This window comes from Aliivibrio sifiae (genome assembly GCF_002954705.1).
GTDB classification, from domain to species: Bacteria; Pseudomonadota; Gammaproteobacteria; order Enterobacterales; family Vibrionaceae; genus Aliivibrio; species Aliivibrio sifiae_A.
This window is the reverse complement of the sequence record NZ_MSCO01000001.1, coordinates 611,826-635,622: the sequence shown is the minus strand read 5'-3', so window position 1 is coordinate 635,622 and position 23,797 is coordinate 611,826. Positions and strand designations below refer to the sequence as shown.

20 protein-coding genes are annotated in these 23,797 nt (G+C 38.8%); 3 read left to right on the top strand and 17 right to left on the bottom strand.

The window, feature by feature from the left end; genetic code table 11:
* Window positions 1-40: 40 nt before the first annotated feature.
* The 6 genes from nusB to nrdR all read right to left on the bottom strand — a co-directional run bounded on the left by nusB (window position 41) and on the right by nrdR (window position 4,506).
* Window positions 41-508: a transcription antitermination factor NusB gene (gene nusB / locus BTO22_RS02925; RefSeq protein ID WP_105054205.1), complete on the bottom strand. Its 468-nt coding sequence runs from the start codon at window positions 506-508 to the stop codon at window positions 41-43.
* On the bottom strand, window positions 508-978 hold the full coding sequence (gene ribH, locus BTO22_RS02920; protein ID WP_105054204.1) for a 6,7-dimethyl-8-ribityllumazine synthase: 471 nt from the start codon (window positions 976-978) through the stop codon (window positions 508-510). The genes nusB and ribH overlap by 1 nt, the downstream gene beginning before the upstream one ends.
* A 149-nt stretch (window positions 979-1,127) precedes the next feature.
* On the bottom strand, window positions 1,128-2,237 hold the full coding sequence (ribBA, locus tag BTO22_RS02915; RefSeq protein WP_105054203.1) for a bifunctional 3,4-dihydroxy-2-butanone-4-phosphate synthase/GTP cyclohydrolase II: 1,110 nt from the start codon (window positions 2,235-2,237) through the stop codon (window positions 1,128-1,130).
* Between the two features lie 36 nt (window positions 2,238-2,273).
* A complete protein-coding gene (locus BTO22_RS02910) occupies window positions 2,274-2,930 on the bottom strand; it encodes a riboflavin synthase (protein ID WP_105054202.1) in 657 nt (218 codons plus the stop codon).
* A gap of 3 nt (window positions 2,931-2,933) precedes the next feature.
* A complete protein-coding gene (ribD, locus tag BTO22_RS02905) occupies window positions 2,934-4,055 on the bottom strand; it encodes a bifunctional diaminohydroxyphosphoribosylaminopyrimidine deaminase/5-amino-6-(5-phosphoribosylamino)uracil reductase RibD (protein WP_105054201.1) in 1,122 nt (373 codons plus the stop codon).
* Window position 4,056: 1 nt separating this feature from the next.
* On the bottom strand, window positions 4,057-4,506 hold the full coding sequence (gene nrdR, locus BTO22_RS02900; RefSeq protein ID WP_060993574.1) for a transcriptional regulator NrdR: 450 nt from the start codon (window positions 4,504-4,506) through the stop codon (window positions 4,057-4,059).
* 167 nt (window positions 4,507-4,673) lie between these two features.
* On the opposite strand from nrdR, the gene BTO22_RS02895 reads away from it, so the two are divergent.
* Together BTO22_RS02895 and BTO22_RS02890 are read left to right on the top strand one after the other, a co-directional pair.
* The gene (locus BTO22_RS02895; protein ID WP_105054200.1) at window positions 4,674-6,662 is read left to right on the top strand and encodes a methyl-accepting chemotaxis protein; all 1,989 of its coding nucleotides are present in this window, start codon (window positions 4,674-4,676) and stop codon (window positions 6,660-6,662) included.
* Window positions 6,663-6,744: 82 nt separating this feature from the next.
* Window positions 6,745-7,071 (top strand): hypothetical protein, encoded by a 327-nt coding sequence (locus BTO22_RS02890; protein WP_060993576.1) that lies wholly within the window; start codon window positions 6,745-6,747, stop codon window positions 7,069-7,071.
* Window positions 7,072-7,158: 87 nt separating this feature from the next.
* On the opposite strand, the gene BTO22_RS02885 is transcribed toward BTO22_RS02890, so the two are convergent.
* Both BTO22_RS02885 and glyA read right to left on the bottom strand, forming a co-directional pair.
* Window positions 7,159-11,583: an SslE/AcfD family lipoprotein zinc metalloprotease gene (locus BTO22_RS02885; protein ID WP_105054199.1), complete on the bottom strand. Its 4,425-nt coding sequence runs from the start codon at window positions 11,581-11,583 to the stop codon at window positions 7,159-7,161.
* Window positions 11,584-11,869: 286 nt separating this feature from the next.
* A complete protein-coding gene (glyA, locus tag BTO22_RS02880; RefSeq protein WP_105054198.1) occupies window positions 11,870-13,120 on the bottom strand; it encodes a serine hydroxymethyltransferase in 1,251 nt (416 codons plus the stop codon).
* A 327-nt stretch (window positions 13,121-13,447) separates the two neighbouring features.
* Here glyA and BTO22_RS02875 point away from each other — a divergent pair, with 327 nt between their 5' ends.
* Complete coding sequence (locus BTO22_RS02875) at window positions 13,448-14,056, top strand: YitT family protein (protein WP_105054197.1); 609 nt, start codon at window positions 13,448-13,450, stop codon at window positions 14,054-14,056.
* Between the two features lie 74 nt (window positions 14,057-14,130).
* Here the strand turns inward: BTO22_RS02875 and BTO22_RS02870 are convergent, their stop codons facing one another.
* The 9 genes from BTO22_RS02870 to BTO22_RS02835 form a co-directional block, all read right to left on the bottom strand.
* Window positions 14,131-14,457: an MliC family protein gene (locus BTO22_RS02870; protein WP_105054196.1), complete on the bottom strand. Its 327-nt coding sequence runs from the start codon at window positions 14,455-14,457 to the stop codon at window positions 14,131-14,133.
* A gap of 70 nt (window positions 14,458-14,527) precedes the next feature.
* Complete coding sequence (locus BTO22_RS02865) at window positions 14,528-15,496, bottom strand: ABC transporter ATP-binding protein (RefSeq protein ID WP_105054195.1); 969 nt, start codon at window positions 15,494-15,496, stop codon at window positions 14,528-14,530.
* Window positions 15,493-16,500: an ABC transporter ATP-binding protein gene (locus tag BTO22_RS02860; protein WP_105054194.1), complete on the bottom strand. Its 1,008-nt coding sequence runs from the start codon at window positions 16,498-16,500 to the stop codon at window positions 15,493-15,495. Before BTO22_RS02860 ends, BTO22_RS02865 begins: the two co-directional genes overlap by 4 nt.
* Window positions 16,501-16,740: 240 nt before the next feature.
* Window positions 16,741-18,585, bottom strand: a complete 1,845-nt coding sequence (locus BTO22_RS02855) for an extracellular solute-binding protein (protein WP_105054193.1) — start codon at window positions 18,583-18,585, stop codon at window positions 16,741-16,743.
* 49 nt (window positions 18,586-18,634) lie between these two features.
* Entirely contained in the window at window positions 18,635-19,678 is a 1,044-nt protein-coding gene (locus BTO22_RS02850) for an ABC transporter permease (RefSeq protein ID WP_172794778.1), read from the bottom strand.
* 11 nt (window positions 19,679-19,689) lie between these two features.
* Window positions 19,690-20,718 carry an ABC transporter permease subunit gene (locus tag BTO22_RS02845; RefSeq protein ID WP_105054192.1) on the bottom strand — a complete coding sequence of 343 codons (1,029 nt, stop codon included), beginning with the start codon at window positions 20,716-20,718 and terminating at the stop codon, window positions 19,690-19,692.
* Window positions 20,719-20,978: 260 nt separating this feature from the next.
* Window positions 20,979-21,146, bottom strand: a complete 168-nt coding sequence (locus tag BTO22_RS19910) for a hypothetical protein (RefSeq protein WP_181044545.1) — start codon at window positions 21,144-21,146, stop codon at window positions 20,979-20,981.
* 167 nt (window positions 21,147-21,313) lie between these two features.
* Complete coding sequence (locus BTO22_RS02840; RefSeq protein WP_105054191.1) at window positions 21,314-22,045, bottom strand: DUF3726 domain-containing protein; 732 nt, start codon at window positions 22,043-22,045, stop codon at window positions 21,314-21,316.
* A complete protein-coding gene (locus BTO22_RS02835) occupies window positions 22,042-23,742 on the bottom strand; it encodes a hypothetical protein (protein ID WP_105054190.1) in 1,701 nt (566 codons plus the stop codon). The genes BTO22_RS02840 and BTO22_RS02835 overlap by 4 nt, the downstream gene beginning before the upstream one ends.
* Window positions 23,743-23,797: the final 55 nt, after the last annotated feature.

Below are 23,797 nucleotides of genomic sequence, written 5' to 3'. Positions count from 1 at the left end.
TAGGCTGACCTTTACTATTAATTAGTATGCTAAATCCAACTTACTTTTTACGTAATGTCGGAGCCGCTTTATCTAATACACCATTTACAAATTTGTGGCTATCTTCTGCTGCGAACACTTTGGCAAGTTCAATCGCTTCATTGATAACTACTTTATAAGGTACATCGTCACGATTCATCATTTCATAGATAGACATACGTAGTAACGCAAGTTCCATCTGATCAAGATCTTGAAGTGGACGAGATAAGTATGGACGCATTTTACCGTCTAACTTAATGTGGTTAAGAGCAACGCCTGAGAAAAGATCGCGGAAATACGCTACATCTGTCTCTGGAGCTTGTAGCTTAGGCTCTTTTGCATGATGCTCTTCTTCATCATACTTCTCTGCAGTTAAAAACTGCTCTTCAATATCAGCAATATTTTCTTTGCTTAATTGCCATGAATAAATTGCTTGAAGCGCAAATTGACGTGCATTACGACGTGCGGCTGGTTTCACACTAACCCCCATTAGGATTCGATTTGAGACAGAACATTAATCATTTCGAGTGCGCTTAGTGCAGCCTCTGCCCCTTTATTACCAGCCTTGGTACCGGCGCGCTCGATTGCTTGATCGATAGTATCAACAGTCAAAACACCAAATGCCACTGGAATACTATATTCCAGAGATACTTGTGCTAGACCCTTATTGCATTCACTACATACGTATTCAAAATGTGGTGTACCACCACGGATAACAGAACCCAATGAAACAATCGCATCATATTTTGCTGTTTTAGCTACTCGTTGAGCAACTAACGGTAATTCTACGGCGCCAGGGCAGCGAACAACTGTGATGTTTTCTTCAGATACTTGACCAAAACGCGTTAATGTATCGATAGCGCCTGAAAGTAGACTTTCATTAATAAAGCTATTAAAGCGAGAAATGACAATTGCAATTTTCGCATTAGGAGCAGCAACGCCGCCTTCAATTACGTTCATAAGCCTTCCTGTATCTATATTATTCCAATTAAACTGGGTAACTATTTTCAACTACGTATTCATAGTGAGAATCGCCGGATTCTATCACAGCTTTGTGACAAATATCTAATTATTTGGGCTCTAATTACACAATAGAGCCCATCAATACGCTATTTTGAAACGTATTCAACTACATTAAGGCCAAAGCCTGATAATGAATGGTATCGCTTTGAAGATGATGATAACAGACGCATATCTGAAATACCCATATCCGCTAAGATTTGAGAACCAACACCAACACGGCGTGAGGTACCTTGCTTCTTAGCCATAGTAGGCGCTTCACCGCTATCTTGACGCTCTAGTACTTTGATTTTATGAACAATGCTATCTGTTGATTCTTCATTGCCTAAAATTACAAGTACACCGCCCTCTGCCGCAATACGCTGCATTGCCGTTGGCAGTGTCCAGCTACGCTCTGCACAACGATCTGAATGAAGAATATCAGTAAACGTATCTTGAAGATGCACACGAACTAACGGCGCAGTACCTGATGTATTTTCTTTCTTCATTGCATAATGAAGTTGATTATCAATCGTGTCACGGTAAGTCACTAAATCAAAATCACCAAACTCTGTTGGTAATTTGCACTCAGCCACACGCTCAATCGTTGTTTCATTGTTATTACGGTATTCAATTAAATCTGCAATTGTACCTAACTTAACATCGTGCTTTTCAGCAAACACTTCTAAGTCAGGACGGCGAGCCATTGTGCCGTCATCATTTAGGATTTCAACAATCACACCTGCAGGCTCAAAACCAGCTAAACGAGCTAAGTCACAACCAGCTTCAGTGTGTCCAGCACGAGTTAGTACACCGCCTTCTTGGGCTGCAAGAGGGAAAATATGACCAGGTTGAACTAAATCTGCTGCCACTGCATTTTTTGCAACAGCTGCTTCAACGGTACGAGAACGGTCGGCAGCTGAAATCCCCGTAGTTACACCTTCAGCTGCTTCAATAGATACCGTAAAGTTAGTTGTAAACTGGGCATTATTATCTTGCACCATTGGTGGAAGACCTAACTTTTCACAACGCTCTTTCGTCATCGTAAGACAAATTAAACCACGACCGTGTGTTGCCATAAAATTGATCGCTTCTGGTGTAATTTTTTCTGCTGCAATGATTAAATCGCCTTCATTCTCACGATCTTCGTCATCCATCAGGATAACCATCTTACCTAAGCGAATATCTTCAATAATGTCTTTTGCTGAGCTAATTGCCATGTGAAATACCTTTAATATATTAGTTAGGTTAAGTGGTTAATTTAAGAAACCAGATTTTGCCAAAAGATCCATCGTAACAGAAGACTCAGGTTGCTCTTCTTTCTGTCCGATCACAAGTCTTTCTAAATATCGAGCAATGACATCCACTTCTAGGTTCACTTTTTGACCTACAGAGAAATTGTCCATTGTTGTTTCAGCTGCCGTATGAGGGACAATCGTCAGTTTAAATGCATTTTTACGTAAATCATTAACCGTTAGACTTATGCCATCAACCGTTATAGAACCTTTTTCAACAACATACTTGGCTAGATTCTGTGGTAATTGAATCCAAAACTCCACCGCTCTGCCCGTTTGATGACGCTCGATAATCTCACCTACCGCATCAACATGGCCTGAAACAATATGCCCACCAAAACGGGTGGTTGGTAACATCGCCTTTTCTAGGTTTACTTTATCGCCTGCTTTGTACTCAACAAACCCAGTACGTTTAAGCGTTTCTAGTGATAAATCGGCAGTGTAAGTTTGTGCGGTCATAGCAACAACCGTTAAGCATACCCCATTGGTTGCGATGCTATCTCCAAGCTTTACATCACCCATGTCTAATTTACCAACATTAACCGTTACACTAATGTCCTCACCTTTTGGCGTGATAGCTTGAAGTGTGCCGATTGATTCAATAATTCCTGTAAACATACGTTACCTTGCTATTTTTGCTGTAATTCGAATGTCTTTTCCAACCATTCGAACATCTGTAATGTCTAATTCAATAGACTCAGACATTGCGGTTAATCCGACAATATTTAATAAACTACGTCCATCAGCTCCCATTAATTTAGGCGCTAAATAGATAATTAATTCATCCACTAAATTCGCTTCTATCATACTCGCTGCTAAAGTCGCACCGGCCTCAACCCAAATATGATTAACATTGTATTCTTGAGCTACTTTATCAATTGCTTCTGACAAAATCAGCTTATCCTCATCACAAACGTTACAATGCAGATGATGTTTTTGAGAATCAATTGAGTGATCAAAGTGAGAAGAAATAGTTGCAACCTCCCCCTCTACCTTAAATAATTTAAGCTCTGGAGTGAGTTGATGTTGGCGATCTAAAATAACCCTTAATGGTTGTCTTAGTTCTTTTTCTGGATAGTTTTCTTGGATGGATAATGGAAGTTCGTTCCAACGAACATTAAGAGAAGCATTATCTTCTATTACCGTTTTTGCTGTTGATAATATTGCGCCAGATAAAGCACGATAACGCTGAACATCTTGTCTCGCTTCTTTAGAGGTAATCCATTGGCTTTCACCATTTTTCAATGCGGTTTTACCATCAAGGCTGGCTGCCATCTTTAATTGAATAAACGGCTTTCCCGTTTCCATTCGTTGTAAAAATGAAGGATTTAGGGCTCTAGAGTCTACTTCTAATAAACCTGATGCAGTTTCAATACCAGCAGCATTTAGCATCGCTAACCCTCGTCCAGCAACTTGAGGGTTTGGATCTACCATGGCACAAATAACCTTAGCAACACCTGCTTTTATTAAGCCTTCTGCACAAGGGGGCGTTCTACCATAATGAGAACATGGCTCTAAGGTTACATAGGCAGTTGCACCTTTCGCATTTTCACCCGCTTGACGCAATGCATGAACCTCTGCATGCGGTTCGCCAGCTTTTAAATGCGCTCCCTCTCCAATGATTTGCCCATTTTTAACCAACACACAGCCTACATTTGGATTGGGCGCAGTAGTAAAAATGCCTTGCTTTGCCAATAAAATGGCCTTTTGCATCATTTGGTGATCTTGGGAGCTAAATTTCATGTTATTTCTCTAACTTTGCGATTTCTTCACCGAACTCTTTAATATCTTCAAAACTACGATATACCGAAGCAAAACGAATATAAGCAACTTTATCTAACTCTTTTAATTGGTCCATAACTAGGTTTCCAATCATATCAGAAGGCACTTCTCGTTCACCAGTAGCTCGCAGTTGTGATTTAATCGTATTCAACGCCAATTCGACTAAATCAGCACTAACAGGACGCTTTTCTAATGAACGATATAAACCACCCGAAAGTTTATCTTCATTAAATGGTTCACGATTACCATTCGACTTAATTACTTTTGGCATTACTAATTCGGCTGATTCAAATGTAGTAAATCGCTCATTACACGCCAAACATTGTCGACGACGACGAACTTGATGACCATCAGAAACCAATCGGGAGTCGATAACTTTTGTGTCGGTTGCACTACAAAATGGACAATGCATTCTTGCCTCCTATTATTTTTTATTTAGTGTACAAGAAAAGCGTAACGGTGCCTACATTAGACCTAAAGAAGAAGGGAGGTTTAGAGCAAGATAAATAAATTATTAACTAAAGTGTCAATTGAATATACCAATATACGTGCATACCCATACTAATTAGAAGGTTACTTATGACAATCTCTGTTTTTAAAAGTATTAAGCTCCGCTTGTTAATCATATCTCTACTGCCAACATTGATTATCTCAGTCTTTCTCATTCAACTTTTAATGCAAGAAAATAAAAACGTTTATAACGCAAATTATTCTCTTGAAGCTGTATCTCTTTTTAACGCTTTAGATAATGTGGCACATAACTTTGCTGTTGAACGTGGATTAACCGCAGGATTTATTGCGTCAGAAGGGCTATCTGGCAAAGATAAATTAATCCAACAGCGTAAAAAATCAGACCTCGCAGAAAAAAAATTACAAAATTTCAACGCGGTGTATTTAGATAAAAACATGGTAAGTACCTTGCTATCAGATATCACTGCACAACTAAACAAGAAGCCATCAATTCGAACTCAAGTGGACAATTTACAAATTACCACATCCCCTTTCGTTTATTACTCAACAATTAATCAGCTTTCACTTGATTCCATTTCTATCATTATTGGTAACATTAACTCTCAAAATTTACGTAACGAAATGCTCGGGCTATCAGCTTTACTGCAAGTAAAAGAGGAAGCCGGAAAAGTAAGAGGGGCATTAAATGGAGCATTTTCAGGAAAGAAATCAAGTTTAGATAAATATGCCGATATTAATAATTATCTAACCACAGAATCTCTTGCCATCCGTCAGGCAAGCTCTGTTTTATCTCCACTATTTATTGAACAGTTAAACTCAACCTCTCGTTCTGATACTTGGCAAAAAGTATCTAATATTCAAAATGATTATTTATCTCAAAAAAATAATTTAAAGGCATTAAATGGTCCAACAGCTAGTGACTGGTTTTCATTAGCAACTCAACGTATTGGCTTAATCAAAACGATCACTGATAACATATCTAAAAAATTGAATGCTTCCGCTCATGGCACCATGAATGATGCAAAATTCATTCGTAATATTTACATTGCGATCGCACTGTTACTTATTCTTCCGATTACAATCATAAGTCTTATGACAACACGCTCGATCAGTAAACGAATGACAACATTCAGCCTCCGTATCAATGAAATATCAGCGACTAAAAATTTAACGTTAGTCTTAGAGGATAATAATGAAAATGAATTTGATGACATCGCAAAAGACATTAACTCTCTAATTGAAAATATTTCATTACCTTTACGCGCCGCGCATACTGTCGCCTCTAAAACTCAGAACGAACTTAATTCATTAAGCCACCACCTAAAACAAGCGACTAAATCAAGCCAAACAACTCTGACTCACTGTGACAGTATTGCAACAGCAATGACTGAAATGGCACAAACCAGCTCTGAAATTTCAGGAGTAACAAACAGTGCCCATGAGACAACAACCAAAGCAACAAACAATGCTACTGAATGTAAAAACCACACAATGAATACCGCTGACATAGTGAATGATTTGCATCACAGTATTATTAACACCCATGAACACGTTGAGCACTTAGGGCAGCAAACTCTTAATGTCTCTGAGATTTTAGACACTATTACTGCCGTGTCTGAACAAACGAACTTACTTGCTTTAAATGCCGCTATTGAAGCAGCTCGCGCAGGAGAGCAAGGACGAGGCTTTGCTGTCGTTGCTGATGAAGTAAGAAAATTAGCTCAACGAAGCAAAGAAGCGACAAGCGATATTCGCCAATTGTTAGATACCATTGGTCATAGCGCTAAACACTCATTTTCTTCAATGGAAGAGAGCAAAGCATTAAGTGCAAAAACTCAAGATAGCGTAAATTCTTCAACCGTATTTATTGATTCATTGCATTCTGCCGTTACTGAGATCGACAGTTTCAATACCAGTATTTCAGCAGCGACATTAGAACAATCTGAAACCGCAAATTCGGTAAATTCCGACATTGATGATTTGGCCTCATTAGCAAATGGCACCAATGAGCTTATTCATCATCTTGAAAATGAAATGATGAATATCGAACAAACAATGTCCGAGTTAACAATTCAAATCAATACTATTAAGGTCTAACTGATTTATCTGGCATAAACTCGCAATCCAGAGAGTTACAAGATATATTTAAAAGATAATTTAGCTTAAAGGAATAATCAAAATGAAAAAGATCAGTCTAGCGTGTGTTTTTGCACTTGTTTTAGCCGGTTGTAGCAGCGCTCCAAAGCAGCAAGATAACTATCAAGATGCGTCTTTTGAGCTATGTAATACAGAAGTAAAAGTGTATTCAGTAAGTGATGATGGCCGTGTTCGTATCGTATGTAGTGATGGCTCTAAGTTCCAACTGAACAATGAAAAAACATTAGACATCATGCGCGATATTAATGTGGATTACTGTACTGGTGAAGGTCTAGGCAAATTTAATGAAACAAGCCGTTACTACACTTTCCAATGTAAATCTGGTGCATTAATTAATATTAATAAATAGATTTTTATTTAATATAGCAGATAGTAAAAAGCCCCTGAACTATGATGGTTCAGGCGCTTTTTTTTATTGCATCTACCTTAACTTAAATTAGTTAGGTAATGCATTAATAGCTTGTGGACCGCTTTCCGGTTTCGTAAGTTTCATTTCCGCTAATTTATCTAAACTAGCTTGACTGATACCACCAGTGTACAGCACTTTACCATCAGGTGTTGTGGTTGACGATTCACCCACATTCCATTGTATGAAGAAATCACTTAGATCATAGCCTGATACATAAGAACTACACATCATCATCAAATCACCGCCAGATAATTTAGTATCAGAAGTACTACAGTAGTTCGTACCAATCGCATCCTTGTTATCACGAGCTAAACGATGCATTAACTTGATCATGTTCCAACCTTCGTCGGTACCATAAACAGGAGATTTTTCTACATTAGCTCTCGTATTCCATGCATCGATCGCAAAATGAGATTCTGCCCAGACTTTTAACTGACCAAGCATCACAAGACGCATGCCCGCATTACCATTTGCCCAAGCGTGTCCTTTATCTCCGTCCATATGACTGTTTAACCATGATGGTGCTTTCTTAATATCAAAGATAATACGATCCATACGAGGGTTATCATTACGACCTTCAAGCTCTTGCATATACAAGGCTAAAAGGTTGTTAGTTACCTCTGTACTACCTGGTGCCATAAATGGTGCAGCCGCTAAGTTATGACCCGCTTCATGCCATAACAACCAATCATCTTTCGCTTTAGTCGGAATAGTGGTTGAATTTGCATTAAACGAGCTATTCATTACCGGATAACCAGAGTGAGCAGCACCAATCGAGATCTGAACATCATTCACAAAGCGATGACGGAACTCTTTTAGCTCAGGATAAGTAAAGCGACGATGATTACCACCATCAACGACTTCATCACGGCCATAGAAATCACTTGCAGCATCCGCAAAACGGTTCATTTCAGCAGAGAAGGTATCCAAGTCAGTGTCTGCAACATTATTCACATGCGTGGTATAAATGAATGACCCTGTATCAATCTCAGCGAGTTTTACTCCACTATTAGCTGGTGCAGTAACCCAAGCGCCATTTTTATATAAAGGAGTCGCCATTACACCACTAAGCGTGTATTGAACGATGCCATTTTTATCTAACGGTTGAATGTACACTAAACCACCATAAGGCGAGTCGATGTTGGTGGTAGCCCCCGCTTCATGTTTAAACGTCTTTGTCATACGAGGTGGGCGTTTTAAACCAGTTTCATGCTGAGGGCGCCCCGTTAAGTCATCAGCAAACATGACAGTAATGATTGCTGAAACACTGCCCGTAACCGTACCAACCTCATGCTGTGGCAACCACATACCGGTAGACTGATTATTGCCCGCCGAGAAAGAAACCCCTACCCCGTCAGTTTCAATATCAATCGTCGTTGTCGTTACCGCGTTATTATCTGGACGCGTAGGGTAGCTCGTTGTATCTACTTTAATACGATAATCCCAGAATGAGCGCCCTAACATGATGCGTGTTAATGGCTTTTCTTGGTAGTTTAGAGGGTAGCTTGGATTCATGAAACCCGCTAACTCGCCTTCACCAACAATCATGTTATTCGCCACGAGCGTCGTTTTCAGATCCGTTGGACACTCAGCATTACCACCATAAGTATCACTGGTATAACAATTCATGTACTCAACAAGGCGTTTGAAACCAAGCTCATCTTGACCAACAGCAGCATCATAGTGGTAATCGTTATTGTTCCATAACCACGTAGACATATTGTCATAGGTCTGATTTAACTCATTGATTGGAAGACGCTTACCTTGCTTACCTCCTGAACGGTAATAAAGCTCATGATCCCCTAAGGCCTGCATGTTCGAGCCCAAACTAGCCGCTTTAACCATACTGCTTACTTCAAACTGAATACGTTCAAAATCCGCTCGACCATAAGCTCGTTCAGTGACACCCGTACCTGAACGTTTTTCAATACAGTTAAACTCATATTCATACTCATGAGTACAACGCGGTGTACCAGGAAATGCTACTTCTAGCTCTTTAAATGCCGCTTCACGTTCTTCTGCATTATTTACTCGAATAAGTGCTCGATGAGTCGATTCGCTGCCATCACTGTTGGTAACCCTATACGTTGGTACATGGAATGGGGTTGATAACATATCAGCAGCAGAAGCCCATGTTACAAACCCTGTACCCTCATTAACAGTAAATGGAGGCTTACCTCCAGCTAGATTATCAAAGCGCTGAAGCACTACGATGTCTTTTTCTTGCTTTTGGTTTAATACTGGTGACTTGTTGCAATATTTATTGCCAGCATCACAATTACTTTGGGTGACATTGGCAACATTTGGCCCACCAAGTGAAACACCTGCCGCATCGGCTAATCGAGCAATCGGCTCGGGGTTAGTGGTATCGATGCCATCCATAAATAAAACATTGCCACCTTCATTTATGTAATGAATAAGATCCGTAATATCCTTTTGAGTTAATTTCGGATCGTTTAAATCTGCTGCATTATTATTAAATGAACCATGAGTACCGTATGCCTGAAGAATCAAAATAGGTGTTTCTATTGGATCTAAATTAAAGCCACCAGTTGAAATCTCACTGACATTTAATCCATAAGTTTCATCAATAAAGAAGTCATAACGTAAACCAGCATCGTTATTTGCCTGTGCAAATACACCTTGATCAATATTGGTTGCTACTTTGTGGCGACCACCAGCTTTAAACCAATCAAACAAGTTAATAAAGTAACGCTGCATGTCACCTTTATCTGAACGAGGATCAGATTCGGTTACATTCGAAGTACACTCTTTTGATTGTGCGTTAACGCGAACTTCATTCCATCCATTTGCCCAGAAATTATCAGGGCACGATAGGATTGATGGATACATGGAGTTCCCCATGAACACCACCTTACCCTTACCTATCTCACCAGCCCCCACAAAAGGCAACCCATAAGTAGCGGTATCATCCTTAACTGTTGGTACATTAGGCATCGACACATCTTTGTATTCTGCGATATAAGGTTTACCTTCTCGTGTCCAAGCTTGAGCACTATCAAACGGAATTAATCGGTTAATGTCATTACGATCCATCATGACAGGAAAGGCACGGTTCGACAGGTTTAATACGCGATTACCACGAACCCAGCCTGTCGCACCATAGCCACCTTGGTTATCATGAAACACATGAAACGTTTCTACATTATTAAAAATGGAATTTAAAGAATCTGTAACGTATGTGCCATTACTTAACGTCGAATAAACTGTAGGTGACTTAACCTTATAATCACTCGCATTATTCTTTAGTTTTGCATCAATAATTGACGTTAATCCTGACTCAAATTGACTATTGAACTCATTAGGCACGTACTTATCCGTCGTCCCTTCAATCAAGCCACCATTTGGCAATCGAAAATTAATCAATTCATTAATCACGTTAGGGTACTCAGAGAAAACATCTGTGACATTTTCACTAATAACTAAGCTATCACCGCTCACATCACCATAACGCTCAAGAAGCGATTGAATGTTATTTTTTGTTACTGCATTATCAGTCACATCGGTAATTTTATACGATAGTTTATTCCCTTTAATCGCACCAAACTCAAACGTATCAATACCAAAAGTTAGTTTATCACCCCAAACATATTTAAACGAACCATCTTCACATGAACCATCTTCACAGACGCCAGTAACACCTCTCGAGTTATCAGAGAAAAAACTAACTCCATTTAATGCTTTACCATTAATATCTGTCAATTTACCAACAGTTAAGATTTGGTTTTCTACGCTTGGCTTGTAGACGTACGTTTCTTCTGCACTTGCAGAAACAAAATCTGAATTAAGATCAGGGCTAACACCTTCAGACTCTTCTGGTTTCACATTAGCATCGACATGCGAGCTCGGCGCTTTATCAACTTCATCAGTGGCTTCACTTTCAGTTTGCTGATCTTTTAACTCCACAAATTCAGTTACTGCGGCGTTATCATCAAGTATCAAATAGATATCTTGAATATCGATTGAGTCAAACTCTGTTAAACAGATAGTGTTATCTACATCACATGAGTTAATCGATTGCAGAACTTTAGTCACGTTTTCGCCATGCTGCTCTACAAGGTTAAATGAATGCTCAACCTTATCAGAAGGGCTTGCTACACGAGAAACATTCGGAATTGGTGCCGTAAAAGAGCCAAGCTGTACTGTACCCAATTGACAATCAAAAGATCGCCCCTGACCGATCTCAAAAGTACCGTCTGTGAGTTCTTCACCATCACAAATCAATTCACCTTTAAGAACTTGACCACCCGCCGTCAATTTACCAAAATAAGTGACTGGTTCTGGATCCGGAGTTGGCTCTGGCGGAATAATATCTGTCGGCGGAATAGTTTCAGGCTTAGTCGACGTACCTCCACCCAACTCTATACTTTCTTGATTACAGCCAGTAAGCAGCATTGATACCAACGATGCTAATAATAATTTCTTACTCATAATTCAACCTTTTAGAAGTGCTGAAACTAAACGTTCAGTTCACTAAGATCGAAACATACCATATTTATTTTCACCAATTCTCAAAAATAATACAGAAATAGAATAAGAATCATGAAAGAGAATCTAGTTTACATTTAATTCATGAATAATATGAAGTTAATTTCCACTATGTATATAAATCACTCAGAATAACCAATGAATTATTAATAATTTACTAAATTTCAGACAAAAAAAAAGCCAGCCTAACTAGGCTGACCTTCTTAATACTTTAAAGCAGGTTTAGAGATTAAGCATATACAGGTAGACGCTTACAAATTTCTAATACTTTCGCTTTAGTTGCTTCGATAACTGACTCATCACCCATGTTGTCTAGAATGTCACACATCCAGCCCGCAAGGTTTTTTGCATCTTCTTCAGAGAAACCACGGCGAGTAATTGAAGGAGAACCAACACGGATACCTGAAGTAACAAACGGGCTACGTGGATCGTTTGGTACAGAGTTCTTGTTAACGGTAATGTTAGCTGAACCTAGTGCCGCATCTGCTTCTTTACCAGTGATGTCTTTGTCGATTAAATCAACTAGGAACAAGTGGTTCTCAGTAGAACCAGAAACGATGTTGTAACCACGAGCAAGAAACTCTGCAACCATCGCTTTTGCATTAGCAACAACGCGCGCTTGGTATTCTTTAAATTCTAGCTCTAGTGCTTCTTTAAATGCAACCGCTTTACCAGCGATAACGTGCATTAGAGGGCCACCTTGACCACCAGGGAATACAGCTGAATTTAGTTTCTTATAAAGGTCTTCCCCTTCATTAGAAAGGATAAGACCACCACGAGGACCAGCAAGCGTTTTATGAGTTGTTGTTGTCACTACGTGAGCATGTGGTACTGGGTTAGGGTAAACACCAGCAGCAATAAGACCTGCTACGTGAGCCATATCTACGAAGAAGTAAGCGCCAACTTTATCTGCGATTTCACGCATACGAGCCCAATCACATACTTGAGAGTAAGCAGAGAAACCACCAATGATCATTTTAGGTTTATGTTCTACTGCTAGTGCTTCCATTTCTTCATAGTCAATTTGACCAGCTTCATCAATACCGTAAGGAATGATGTTATAAAGCTTACCAGAGAAGTTTACTGGAGAACCGTGAGTTAAGTGGCCACCGTGAGCAAGGCTCATACCTAACACGGTATCACCAGCGTTTAGTAATGCCATGTAAACTGCGTTGTTCGCTTGAGAACCAGAATGTGGTTGTACGTTTGCGTATTCAGCACCAAACAGTTCACATGCACGATTAATAGCCAGTGTTTCTACTTTATCAACGAACTCACAGCCGCCGTAGTAACGCTTACCAGGGTAACCTTCTGCATATTTGTTTGTTAGTTGTGAACCTTGAGCTTCCATCACTCGTGGGCTAGTGTAGTTTTCAGAAGCAATCAGCTCGATATGCTCTTCTTGACGTACTGTCTCTTCCTGGATTGCTGCAAACAAGTCTGCATCGTAATCTGCAATGTTCATATCACGCTTAAGCATCTGTATCTCCTGACTCAGATAAATATAAAACCCAAAAATAGCCCAGCGACGCAAACGATTACGTCACTAGTCTTAACTGCAACGTATTCTACATAATTTGATCTGGATCAGATACCCTAAATAGTACTTTTCTTTGTTATTTCTGTTGAGGATTGCTCATTATCAACATGAATGAGACTCAAGAAGTGTCAATATTGAGCTTTACACTATGTAAAGGGTTTACTACAAAATCACTGCCATATTTATCTATCAACAATTGCATAAATTGAAAATCACACTATTCTTGCGGGCATTATTTTGTTGGTATTAGTTAATAGACTTATTGTTATGAAAAAAATAAAACACACGCACAAGGAAGATGTCATTGCTATCCTGACTGGCACCTTTCTCGTTTCTCAAGGCGTTTTCTTTTTACAGGCGGCACAATTACTTACAGGCGGCACAACGGGTTTGGCTTTATTAATCAGCCAAATGAGTGGTATCAGCTTTGGTATTTTATACTTTTTATGTAACTTACCGTTTTACGCCTTAGCTTGGCAGAGATTTGGAAAACGTTTTGCATTAACTAGTCTAATTTCTGGTGCTCTTGTTTCTATCATGACTGACCATTTGAATATGATGATATCTGTTGATCATATCAATGATATTTACTGCGCTATTGCTGGTGGATTATTGATGGGGTTAGGTATGTTGATCTTATTTAGACATCGTTCTAGCTTGGGTGGATTTAATGTTTTGTGCCTATTTATCCAAGAAAAATTTGGTATTTCAGTTGGTAAAGTTCAGATGGCGATCGACTTCTGTATTTTAAGTGCCTCTTTCTTTTTTATTACGCCGTCGCTATTGGTGATTTCGGTTCTTGGCGCCATTGTATTAAATATTGTTCTTGCTATGAATCACAAACCTAATCGTTATATTGTGGTTTATGGTTCGTAGTTGATAAACGAACATTAGTGATAAAAATGGCCACGTCTAATTAAAGTACGTGGCCATTTTTATTCAAAATCTGTTTATTTCATTACCATACAATTCTTTAGTACCTCTCGGCCAAGCTCTAACCTTGCCTCATCTCCTTTCCCAAGAAAAGTAATTGCAGTACTCACATCCTGCATCCCATCATCAGAAATATACTTCATACCCGACGCTGATACTGCACGTTTCAATGCATAATCTTCTTTTGGTAACTGTAATAATGCTTTATCTTCATTGAATGTGATTTGAAAATTTCGCCCCTCTTCACATTGATAATGTACCGGTTTTGCAGTTCCCATGTCTGGCATTTGTGATGAACAACCAGCCAATACTCCAAAGGCAATCAATACGAGTAATTTTTTCATAATATCCTCAATTCTTTTTTATTAACTATAGGATAAAACAAGTAAAAAAAAGATGTTCCAAAAAAGATATTTATTTATATAAATGACAAGCAACTTCATGACCTGCATTATTTAAAATCTTTCTTTGTGGTTCCTCTTTAAAACATTGCTTTTCTGCTTTTGGACACCTTGTAGAAAATCGACAGCCTTTGGGAGGGTTAATTGGTGATGGTACATCGCCAGTCAAAATAATGCGTTTTTTCCCCCTGAATCTAGGATGAGAAACAGGTATAGCGGATAATAATGCTTCGGTATAAGGATGCTTAGGAAAATGATAAAGCGTCTCTGAGTCGCCATATTCCACTATTTTACCTAAGTACATTACCGCAACTTTATCTGAAATATGCTTAACCACCGAAAGATCGTGAGCAATAAAAATTAATGCTAAATTCATCTCTCGTTGTAAAGCTAATAATAAATTCACAATTTGCGCTTGAACAGATACATCTAATGCAGATACTGACTCATCACACACAATTAACTTTGGTTTCAATGCTATAGCTCTAGCAATTCCAATACGTTGTTTCTGCCCACCAGAAAACTCATGAGGATAACGGGTTGCAGCACTTATTGGTAAGCCCACTTTTATCAATAGCTCTTCTACCCACTGTTTGCGTTCTTCTTTTGTCCCAACATTATGAATAACAAAAGGTTCCTCTAAGATCATTTCAATAGTATGACGAGGATTTAATGATTCTGTTGGGTCCTGAAAGATAATCTGTATCTCTTGACGAAGTGAGCGCATTTCTTTATTGCCTAAATGAGTAATATCCTGCCCTTCAAAAAAAATACGCCCGGAAGTTGGCTCAAATAACTTCAGAAGGCTACGACCTAATGTACTTTTTCCACAACCAGACTCCCCCACAAGCCCAAGCGTTTCACCTTTATTAACACTCAGTGAAACTCCATCAACCGCATGAACCACATAACCCTTATTAAAGATCCCTTTACCTGAGTAAAAATACTGTTTGAGATCATCAACACTCAACAATTCACTCATTTTATCTCCTCAGTACTGATCGATAATGCATTACTAAAATGACAACTCACTTGGTGTAATAAGCTGATTTCGCTCATCATAGGTACTTCCGACTCGCATTTCTCTTGCTTGTATTTACAACGAGTTGAAAAACGACAACCGCTTGGCATTTCACTTAAGGAAGGTACGGTACCTTGGATGGTTTCAAGCTCTGTTTTTGGCTGAAGACTCAAGCTAGGCATTGAGGACATTAGTCCTTTTGTATATGGGTGACTAGGGTTATCAAATAATTCAAAAATACCAGCTTGTTCAGCTACCCTTCCTGCATACATCACGACTACTTCATCACATATTTCAGCAACAACGCCTAAATCATGAGTAATAAAAATAATCGACATACCCGTTTCATCTTGCAGTTTTTTCATTAACTCTAAAATCTGAGCTTGGATAGTCACATCTAGTGCAGTCGTTGGCTCATCACAAATCAAAATATCAGGCTCACAAGCAAGAGCTATTGCTATCATGACTCGTTGGCGCATACCACCAGATAGATTATGTGGATATTCGTGCAATCGCGTTTCTGGTGAGGGCATTCCTACTTTTTCAAGCATTTCAATTGAATATGCTAAACGCTGTTTTTTATCTAAATCAGGACGATGAAGCTCTAATACTTCATTAATTTGCTTTCCAATGGTATGTACAGGGTTTAATGCTGTCATGGGATCTTGGAAAATCATTGAAATACGGTTACCTCGCATTTCATATAATTTATCGGTACTTAATTGAACCAGATCGATATCTCCGTATAAGATACGACCACCAACCACATTACCGTAAGGCTTAGGCAGTAAGCCCATAATAGACATGGACGTGACGCTTTTTCCGCAGCCCGATTCACCAACAATCCCAATAGTTTTACCTTTAGGTACTTGAAAACTCACACCATCAAGCACTCGAACTGTTCCTTCGTCCGTTTGAAACTCTGTCACTAGATCTTCAACGGCTAATACAACTTTTCTTTCCATATGCTTCTTCACTATTTTTATTATACCAATGTAACTAATTAGATGATCTATTTATTACGCAGAAAAATCACTTAAGAGTAAGGCAAAAAATCTTATAAGTAGTTATTCTACAAGAATAATTTTTAACGCAACTATTGAGTGATTTAACCAGTAATAATGATTAGATAATTAATGGAATTGGTATTATTATTTTCTAGCTAAGAGATCCCTCTCCTAGCCATTAATTTATAAGAATAAGCGCTACAGCTTATAGGTTTCATCAATAATAATGACTGGTTCAAACGTTTTATCTGACTTCATTGCCGCTTTAGTTTCTTTCTTGGTTTTTTCATCAATCCAAAAAGTACTGAAGGTTTGAGAGAATCCCCAACCATGAAATAAATATCCCGTCTGCTTCGTTGCTATTTGCTCTGGTAATTTAATCCAACGCCAATAACCCGCACGAGCATAAGGCACCATATAGCCCGGAACTATCACGTTTGCATCAGCTATAACTTGCTGGATCTCACGAGATAGTGCTTGTTTTTTTTCAATATCAAACTCATTTTTGAATGAAATGATTAACGCATCTAACTCAGGTGAAGAAAAATTAGTAAAGTGATTGGTTTGTGGTTTATTGGCATTATCTGAGTGAAAGTATTCCCAGTAAGCGGGGATCTCTCCGGTTCCCATATTATGGAAGGAAATATCATGTTTTTTCTCAAGTACATATTTAAACATACTCGATCCATCAATCAGGTTAAGCTCAAGATCTAATCCTGCTTGTTTTGCTTGTTCTTTTAATACAGCAACTCGTGGGGTAAAGGATTGTTGAGAGTACGTCACTGCAAAACTTAACCGTTCACCATTATCATTAACTCGAATACCATCAGAACCTACCGTTTTAAAACCTGCTTTTTCAAAGTGTCCAATCGCTTTTTTTGCATCGAACTTAGGCGCTTTTAATTCCGTATTATCATAACCAGGGTGACCAAACCCCATGCCATTTGGCTTACGAGAATAATCTCCTCGTAACACCTTCTCTATCATCATGTCAAAATCCGTCGCATACATAATGCCTTGACGAACATTGATATCATCCAGCATAGGTTTTGAGGTATTTAACCACAAGCCACCAGCACCAACCGCAGCTTGGTTATATACCCACGCTTTTTGGATATAGCCTTTTTGGTAATTTTTCCCTTCCGATTTTTCATGCCATAAATCAGGACGCACTAAATCAAACGTATCTAAATTACCTTTTTCAAAATGCTTTAACGCAATGTCCGCATCACGGATCACTTTGATATTAATTTTCTCTACGTTATAACGGTTTTGATTGTATTTATTCTCATAGCCCCACCAATCTTTACCGACATGTTTAAAGGTAATATTCTTCCCTTTTTTAATTTTATCTATGTAGTAAGGCCCTGTTACAGGCTCTGGTTTAAAGTTATATTTACGGACGAATTTATCATCAATGCCATCATTATTTTCATCGATTTTAGGCTCACCGTAGAAGTGTTTAGGACGGGGCATTAAGTTGGTATAGGCGATAAGCTCATCACGATTTCGAGCTTTTGCTGACACGATTGCGATAGTGTGTTTATCAAACGTAATAATATCTGCAATATCATTAGTAAAGAAATCGTTGTACCAAGGTGCAACAATGTCAGTTGAGCGCATTAATTTAAGCATGAACTGATAATCGTCCGCAGTAACGGGCTTGCCATCACTCCATGTAGCTTTTGGGTTTAACTTAAAGTAGACGGTTTTATTATCGTCGCCAAACGCCCATGATTGAGCAAGGCCTGGTAACCATTCATTGGTATTAGGGTGTTTAATTAACGGTGGTAAGTTAGCTTCTAAAATCCATGCTCTGAATGATCCATTAGAATCAGGCCCTACTGTTCTAAAAGTCTGTGGAAAACTTAATGTATAGGTCCGAAAGGTACCACCAAATGTAGCTTGAGAAGACGCAAACGTTGGCGCGCTATCATTTGTTTTCCATTCAAGATTGGCTGGAAGATCGGCCGAAAATACATTTATACTGAATAAAGCGGCAGTTGATGCTGACAGCAATACCAGTCTCTTTTTTATCGTCATAAATCCCTTCCTATTTTTATTATTCATTCCATTAAACGATTAAGTAGAACTACTCATATCGAGTATGTTTCTTAGGGTCAAAAGCTTCACGTATCCCCTCCCCAATAAAAGTCACCATAATTAATACAGTAACAATAGCAGTCACAACCGAAGTAGCGATCCAAGGTGAATCTAAATTAGATTTACCTTGTTGCAATAGTTCTCCCCAACTTGGCGTCGGAGGCATAAGTCCTAACCCTAAATAATCTAATGCTGTTAGTGCTGTGATATTAGCAACAATAGTGAATGGTGCTAATGTCACGATCATGACCATGGTATTAGGCAAAATATGATGAAATAAAATACGAGAATTAGACGCACCTAGCGCTTTCGCTGCCATCACATATTCTCTGGATTTTTCTTTATAGGTCATGGTTCGCATATACCATGTCATTCCCATCCAACCAAACATAACGTTAATTAAGGTAAAGAGCATAAAGCTTGGTTTCATTATCGAGACTAAAATCATGATGACGTATAAAAATGGCACCATAGACCAAATTTCAATAAAGCGTTGGAAAAATAGATCGAACTTTCCACCAAAGAAACCCATCGCACAGCCAACAGAGACCCCTATCGCATACGAGATCACTAACGTAATCAGCGCAAAGCCCATCGCAATCCTAAAACCATAAGTCAGGCGCGATAAAATATCTCGTCCAATGGTATCTGTGCCTAGGTAATGTTTTCCTTCGATACTTGGCTCTGTCGGTGGAAAATCGCCAGAGAAATCTTGCTCATAAGGGTTCCAAGGCACTATTGGCATAATGACAAAATTGCCTTCGCTCTCTTGTTCAAACTTAAGCTGCAATTCTCTGTAATTGGTTTCATGAGCATACCCTAAGCCAAAGGTGTCTCCTGATTTCACATCACCATACGTCGGGAAATGCCACTGACCTTGGTAGCTAACAAGTAAAGCTCGGCTGTTAACAAAAACTTCAGCAAAAATCGATAGTACCAATAGCAAAGATAAAATAAGAAAAGACCAATAACCGCGTTTTATACCTTTAAATCGTTGAACTTTCTTTTGCGTTAATGGACTTAAATTTAAAATAGACAACATAATTAAGCTCCAAATTTAACGCGCGGATCAACCGCAGCAACACAGATGTCAGATAAGATATTACCTAACATCAACATGGTGGCATTAATGGCAAACAATCCCATAACTACTGGGTAATCACGTTCCATTATCGCTTCATAACCTAGTAATCCAATACCATCAATATTGAAAATAACCTCGATCAAAAATGACCCTGTCATAAAGAACATTAATGAATTACCAAAATGACTTGCTACAGGAATTAAGCTATTTCGCAATGCGTGCTTACGTACTGCTTTTTTAAACGGCAACCCTTTTGCAATGGCAGTACGCACGTAATCCGACGCAAGGTTTTCCATTAGGTTGTTTTTCATTGTCATGGTAAGTAAAGCAAAATCACCAATCAAATAACAAAATAGAGGCAACACCGCATGCCACATAATGTCTTTTATTTGCTCAAAAACTCCGAAGTCATCAAAGTCATCACCAACAAAGCCTCCCATTGGAAACCATTCTAATTGGTAACTGAATAAGCTAATCAAGAAAACACCAATCACATAGCCCGGCAAAGCAAAACCAACAAAAATCGCAATGGAAGAAGTAGAATCAAGAATGGAACCATGCTTTAAGGCTTTAAGATAACCAAGAGGAATAGAGATCATATAACTAAGTAGAAAGGTCATTCCCCCATAAAAAAGAGAGACAGGTAAGCGCTCAGCTATCATGTCCCATACTGGCTCGTAATAACGGGTCGATTCACCTAAATCAAGAACGACTAACTTAGTTAACCAATCATAATAGGCTTCAAATACGGGTTTATCTAAGCCGTAGAAAGCATTTAGCTCAGCGATTTGCTCTTCAGATAAGGCATTATTACCATCAGTAACACTGCTAGTACCACCAGTTTCTGAAGCTCCTTGCATTTGTAAGCTGAGTAACATGCGTTCAACTGGGCCACCCGGTACAAATCGAGTTAGGGCAAAGATAAGTAAGGTAATACCGATAAAGGTAGGGACAACCAATAAAAGTCGTCTGAGTAGATAAGATATCATCCGTGACTATTGCTCCATATCCTTCGACAAACTCCGTTGCCTATTATTTTTATAATAATTTTATTAACTTAGCTCAATGATTAAGTAACTACAAAGCTAAGACTTGATAATGTAATAGAGTTAACAGTTTGCAGAATAGTGAGGGGATAAGGAAGGGAAAGGCTGTTTTTTGATACAATTGTTATAAAAGTGTCACAAAGTAAACCTCATTGGATTAGATTATCCAAACAAGGAAATTAAAGAATGTTTTAACGCAAAAATTACTCAAAAGGTATTGCTGTCAAATGAGCGAGTATATCTTGTTGTTGTTTTTCAGTTAATTGGTCCCACGTATTTACGGTATCATCTAGCTGATCATGTTGAATTGGTAATTTTTTTGTCGTTTCTAAATCTGAAACCATACTGTTACTTGTATCTAACGTATTCATATAAACCACCTCTTCCTTAAATGCTTACTAAATAAGTGTAAGTAACCTTATGTAAAATTGCCTTATAAATATACAGGCAAACAACCTTAACTTTGAGACAAGTCTAAAAAAGGCACTCATTGTTTTTACCATGAGTGCCATTAGTATGCATTACTTTTTTACCCTACTTAGACCAGTTCACCAGCCCCTTTTAGAGATTGTTCACTATTTTCGACTAAAATAGCGGTCGCGGTTTTTTTCAAGTTTTCCCAATCGACATCATCAACATCAATGCCGTGTCGCCATGCATTCTCTTGTGTTGAACTTAATTCCGCGGAATCGATATGAATACTGTATCCTTCAGATAGTGCCATTACATTGAAATCTCTTACAGATAATTCAATTGTCATATCATTAAGGTAACCACTGTTTAGATCTATTTTATCGGATAAGAATAATTCAGGAGCCACACACCCTCGATTCAAGACATATAAAGTTCGCTTAGGGCTCGTACCGTTTTCCCAATGAGCTTTACAGGCAATACCTTTCGCAGCCAACTTTACTAATTCACTGTAAGCTAACCAACGGTTATGGCATTTTTTAAGTGTGATCGTTAAGGCTTTTTTCTCTACCATTTTTTCAATCGCATAATCAACGATGACAGGCAAATGACAAGCCACACTGCAACCGTGTAAGTCCACCACTAAGTTCCCTGAGTTGGACATTGTAATATCTACAGGGCAATCTTCTTCAGCAGTTAAAAACTTGGTCGCATTATTAAAATGCCTAACGCCATTGAGACCAACCATTTGCAGGTCTGCCACCATGTTAGCAATGATATCAGCCTCTCCACAGGTACGTCTCATCCCCAGAAATGCCTTATTAGTTACTGCAACTAACTCATTATGTGAAACGATCATTCGCTTTCTCCTTCGGCTGGCAATAATGGGAACAGCCATTCACCATCATTAATCTCATCGAGCAATGGCGCACCTTGAAAAAACGTAACTCTAACCCAGCGATCTGAGCGAGGATCAAATTTTGTCGCACCAAACACCGCTAATTTACAGCGTAATAAATGCATAGGTAAAGACGACTTATGTAGTACATTCATTTGAATATCCCCCATTGCCTTATGCCCTAATGTCCACACTCTTCGTGCAATGGCACGGTACTTAGGATGCTCAACCAAAAACTCAGCCAATGATAACGTCTTATCACATTTCAATAGCGAATGGTAAAGGCGATAAACCTGTCGACCAATGTCTAATGGCAACTCTCTGTCCTCTCCCTTTTCTTGCCCTCTAACCCCTAACCGTGGCTCTTCTTTATCTTGTGAGCGATACCAAAACCAGTAGTTATTCTCTGGTTTAGTAAAATCAGTGCCGATTGCCCATTGATAACAACCCTCTATGATTATCTGCAAATCTTGCACTTTCTTCCCACTCGGTAGAGAAAGCGTTTCACTACAGTTCATTTGCTCTTCAAATCTATCGACTAATTCTGGATGAATTTCCATTAAGCAAGACAGAAGAATCTCTTGTGCTTCTAAGCTCATATTATGAGCTTGAGTGACTACATCCTCCCAAGTTGAACTGAGAGCAAGTACATTATCTAAATTGTTCACAAACTCTTTTAATTCAGACACTGCAATATGATTAAGGTTATCTTGAACTTCATTAATAGTAATAACCTGCTCTAAGTGCAGCACTGCTTTTTTCAATAAATAATCCAGAGGTGATTTCTTATTCAGTGACACTCTGTGATGAAGAACCTCAGCCAAAGCTATTTCACGAGCAAACATCCACTGATCTACAATACAAGGATGATTAATTAAATACGGTGCCATCCCTAACCCCGTTGCATTACCAACACCAAGATAACGTTGTAATTCAGGCTGTAAACTAATTGCCTTCTCGCCACCTTGCTCTGTCGCAAGGTAATGCACCCAATCCAAACTAAATTGGCGCAGCATATAAACCGCACACATTTGCGCGCTAAACGATTGATTAAAATCAGTGTTATTCTCTAATAATTTAAAATCAGCAATACCAAATTTGCCATTACCATAAACAGCTGTTGTACGTAGGATATACCCTACCTCTGCCAACTCTTTCTGATTAGGTTGTTCACCTTTTGCTAAGTGAGAAACCAGATGGTCAAAGACTCGAACACTTTTATTTGCTCTTGCTAATACCAGTACATTATTTGGGTTTCGCCCTGCCTCTTGCAGCGGTACATTCTCTCTTAATCTGCTTAACAACGTCACATCAACATCACCAAGAACTAAGGCAAAAGTAACATCCCACTTTTCGGCAATAACACGGTCATTCCGCTCTTCATCCGCTATTTCATCACAAAATACCACTAAGTGATAAACATCATGTGGAGTCACTAATTTATAAATAACATGCCCAAAACCTTGCGGTGATAACAGCCATTCATGCTTAGTCACTTGCCAGTGTTGTTGTGCCATTTTTCTAATTAGGCTACGAACAAAACTGATCCTATTTTGATGCATTGCACCTAATCTTTCTGGTGCCATTACAATTTTAGGTTTACGCAGATGAGTTTCAGCGTACGTTGAACGATGTGCATCCATGTTGCTCACCACCATTTCTCGTTATAATTATATTGATAGGTAGCTCTTTTATTAGAGCCAGATAGAGTGA

What these genes read in the sequence shown, in the direction of transcription:
- nusB (WP_105054205.1), bottom strand. Translation starts at nt 508, where the DNA reads ATGGGGGTTAGTGTGAAACCAGCCGCACGTCGTAATGCACGTCAATTT.
- BTO22_RS02910 (WP_105054202.1), bottom strand. Translation starts at nt 2,930, where the DNA reads ATGTTTACAGGAATTATTGAATCAATCGGCACACTTCAAGCTATCACG.
- nrdR (WP_060993574.1), bottom strand. Translation starts at nt 4,506, where the DNA reads ATGCATTGTCCATTTTGTAGTGCAACCGACACAAAAGTTATCGACTCC.
- BTO22_RS02895 (WP_105054200.1), top strand. Translation starts at nt 4,674, where the DNA reads ATGACAATCTCTGTTTTTAAAAGTATTAAGCTCCGCTTGTTAATCATA.
- BTO22_RS02855 (WP_105054193.1), bottom strand. Translation starts at nt 18,585, where the DNA reads ATGACGATAAAAAAGAGACTGGTATTGCTGTCAGCATCAACTGCCGCT.
- ribBA (WP_105054203.1), bottom strand. Translation starts at nt 2,237, where the DNA reads ATGGCAATTAGCTCAGCAAAAGACATTATTGAAGATATTCGCTTAGGT.
- BTO22_RS19910 (WP_181044545.1), bottom strand. Translation starts at nt 21,146, where the DNA reads ATGAATACGTTAGATACAAGTAACAGTATGGTTTCAGATTTAGAAACG.
- BTO22_RS02860 (WP_105054194.1), bottom strand. Translation starts at nt 16,500, where the DNA reads ATGGAAAGAAAAGTTGTATTAGCCGTTGAAGATCTAGTGACAGAGTTT.
- BTO22_RS02890 (WP_060993576.1), top strand. Translation starts at nt 6,745, where the DNA reads ATGAAAAAGATCAGTCTAGCGTGTGTTTTTGCACTTGTTTTAGCCGGT.
- BTO22_RS02865 (WP_105054195.1), bottom strand. Translation starts at nt 15,496, where the DNA reads ATGAGTGAATTGTTGAGTGTTGATGATCTCAAACAGTATTTTTACTCA.
- ribH (WP_105054204.1), bottom strand. Translation starts at nt 978, where the DNA reads ATGAACGTAATTGAAGGCGGCGTTGCTGCTCCTAATGCGAAAATTGCA.
- BTO22_RS02870 (WP_105054196.1), bottom strand. Translation starts at nt 14,457, where the DNA reads ATGAAAAAATTACTCGTATTGATTGCCTTTGGAGTATTGGCTGGTTGT.
- BTO22_RS02875 (WP_105054197.1), top strand. Translation starts at nt 13,448, where the DNA reads ATGAAAAAAATAAAACACACGCACAAGGAAGATGTCATTGCTATCCTG.
- BTO22_RS02885 (WP_105054199.1), bottom strand. Translation starts at nt 11,583, where the DNA reads ATGAGTAAGAAATTATTATTAGCATCGTTGGTATCAATGCTGCTTACT.
- BTO22_RS02845 (WP_105054192.1), bottom strand. Translation starts at nt 20,718, where the DNA reads ATGATATCTTATCTACTCAGACGACTTTTATTGGTTGTCCCTACCTTT.
- BTO22_RS02835 (WP_105054190.1), bottom strand. Translation starts at nt 23,742, where the DNA reads ATGGTGGTGAGCAACATGGATGCACATCGTTCAACGTACGCTGAAACT.
- BTO22_RS02840 (WP_105054191.1), bottom strand. Translation starts at nt 22,045, where the DNA reads ATGATCGTTTCACATAATGAGTTAGTTGCAGTAACTAATAAGGCATTT.
- glyA (WP_105054198.1), bottom strand. Translation starts at nt 13,120, where the DNA reads ATGCTTAAGCGTGATATGAACATTGCAGATTACGATGCAGACTTGTTT.
- ribD (WP_105054201.1), bottom strand. Translation starts at nt 4,055, where the DNA reads ATGAAATTTAGCTCCCAAGATCACCAAATGATGCAAAAGGCCATTTTA.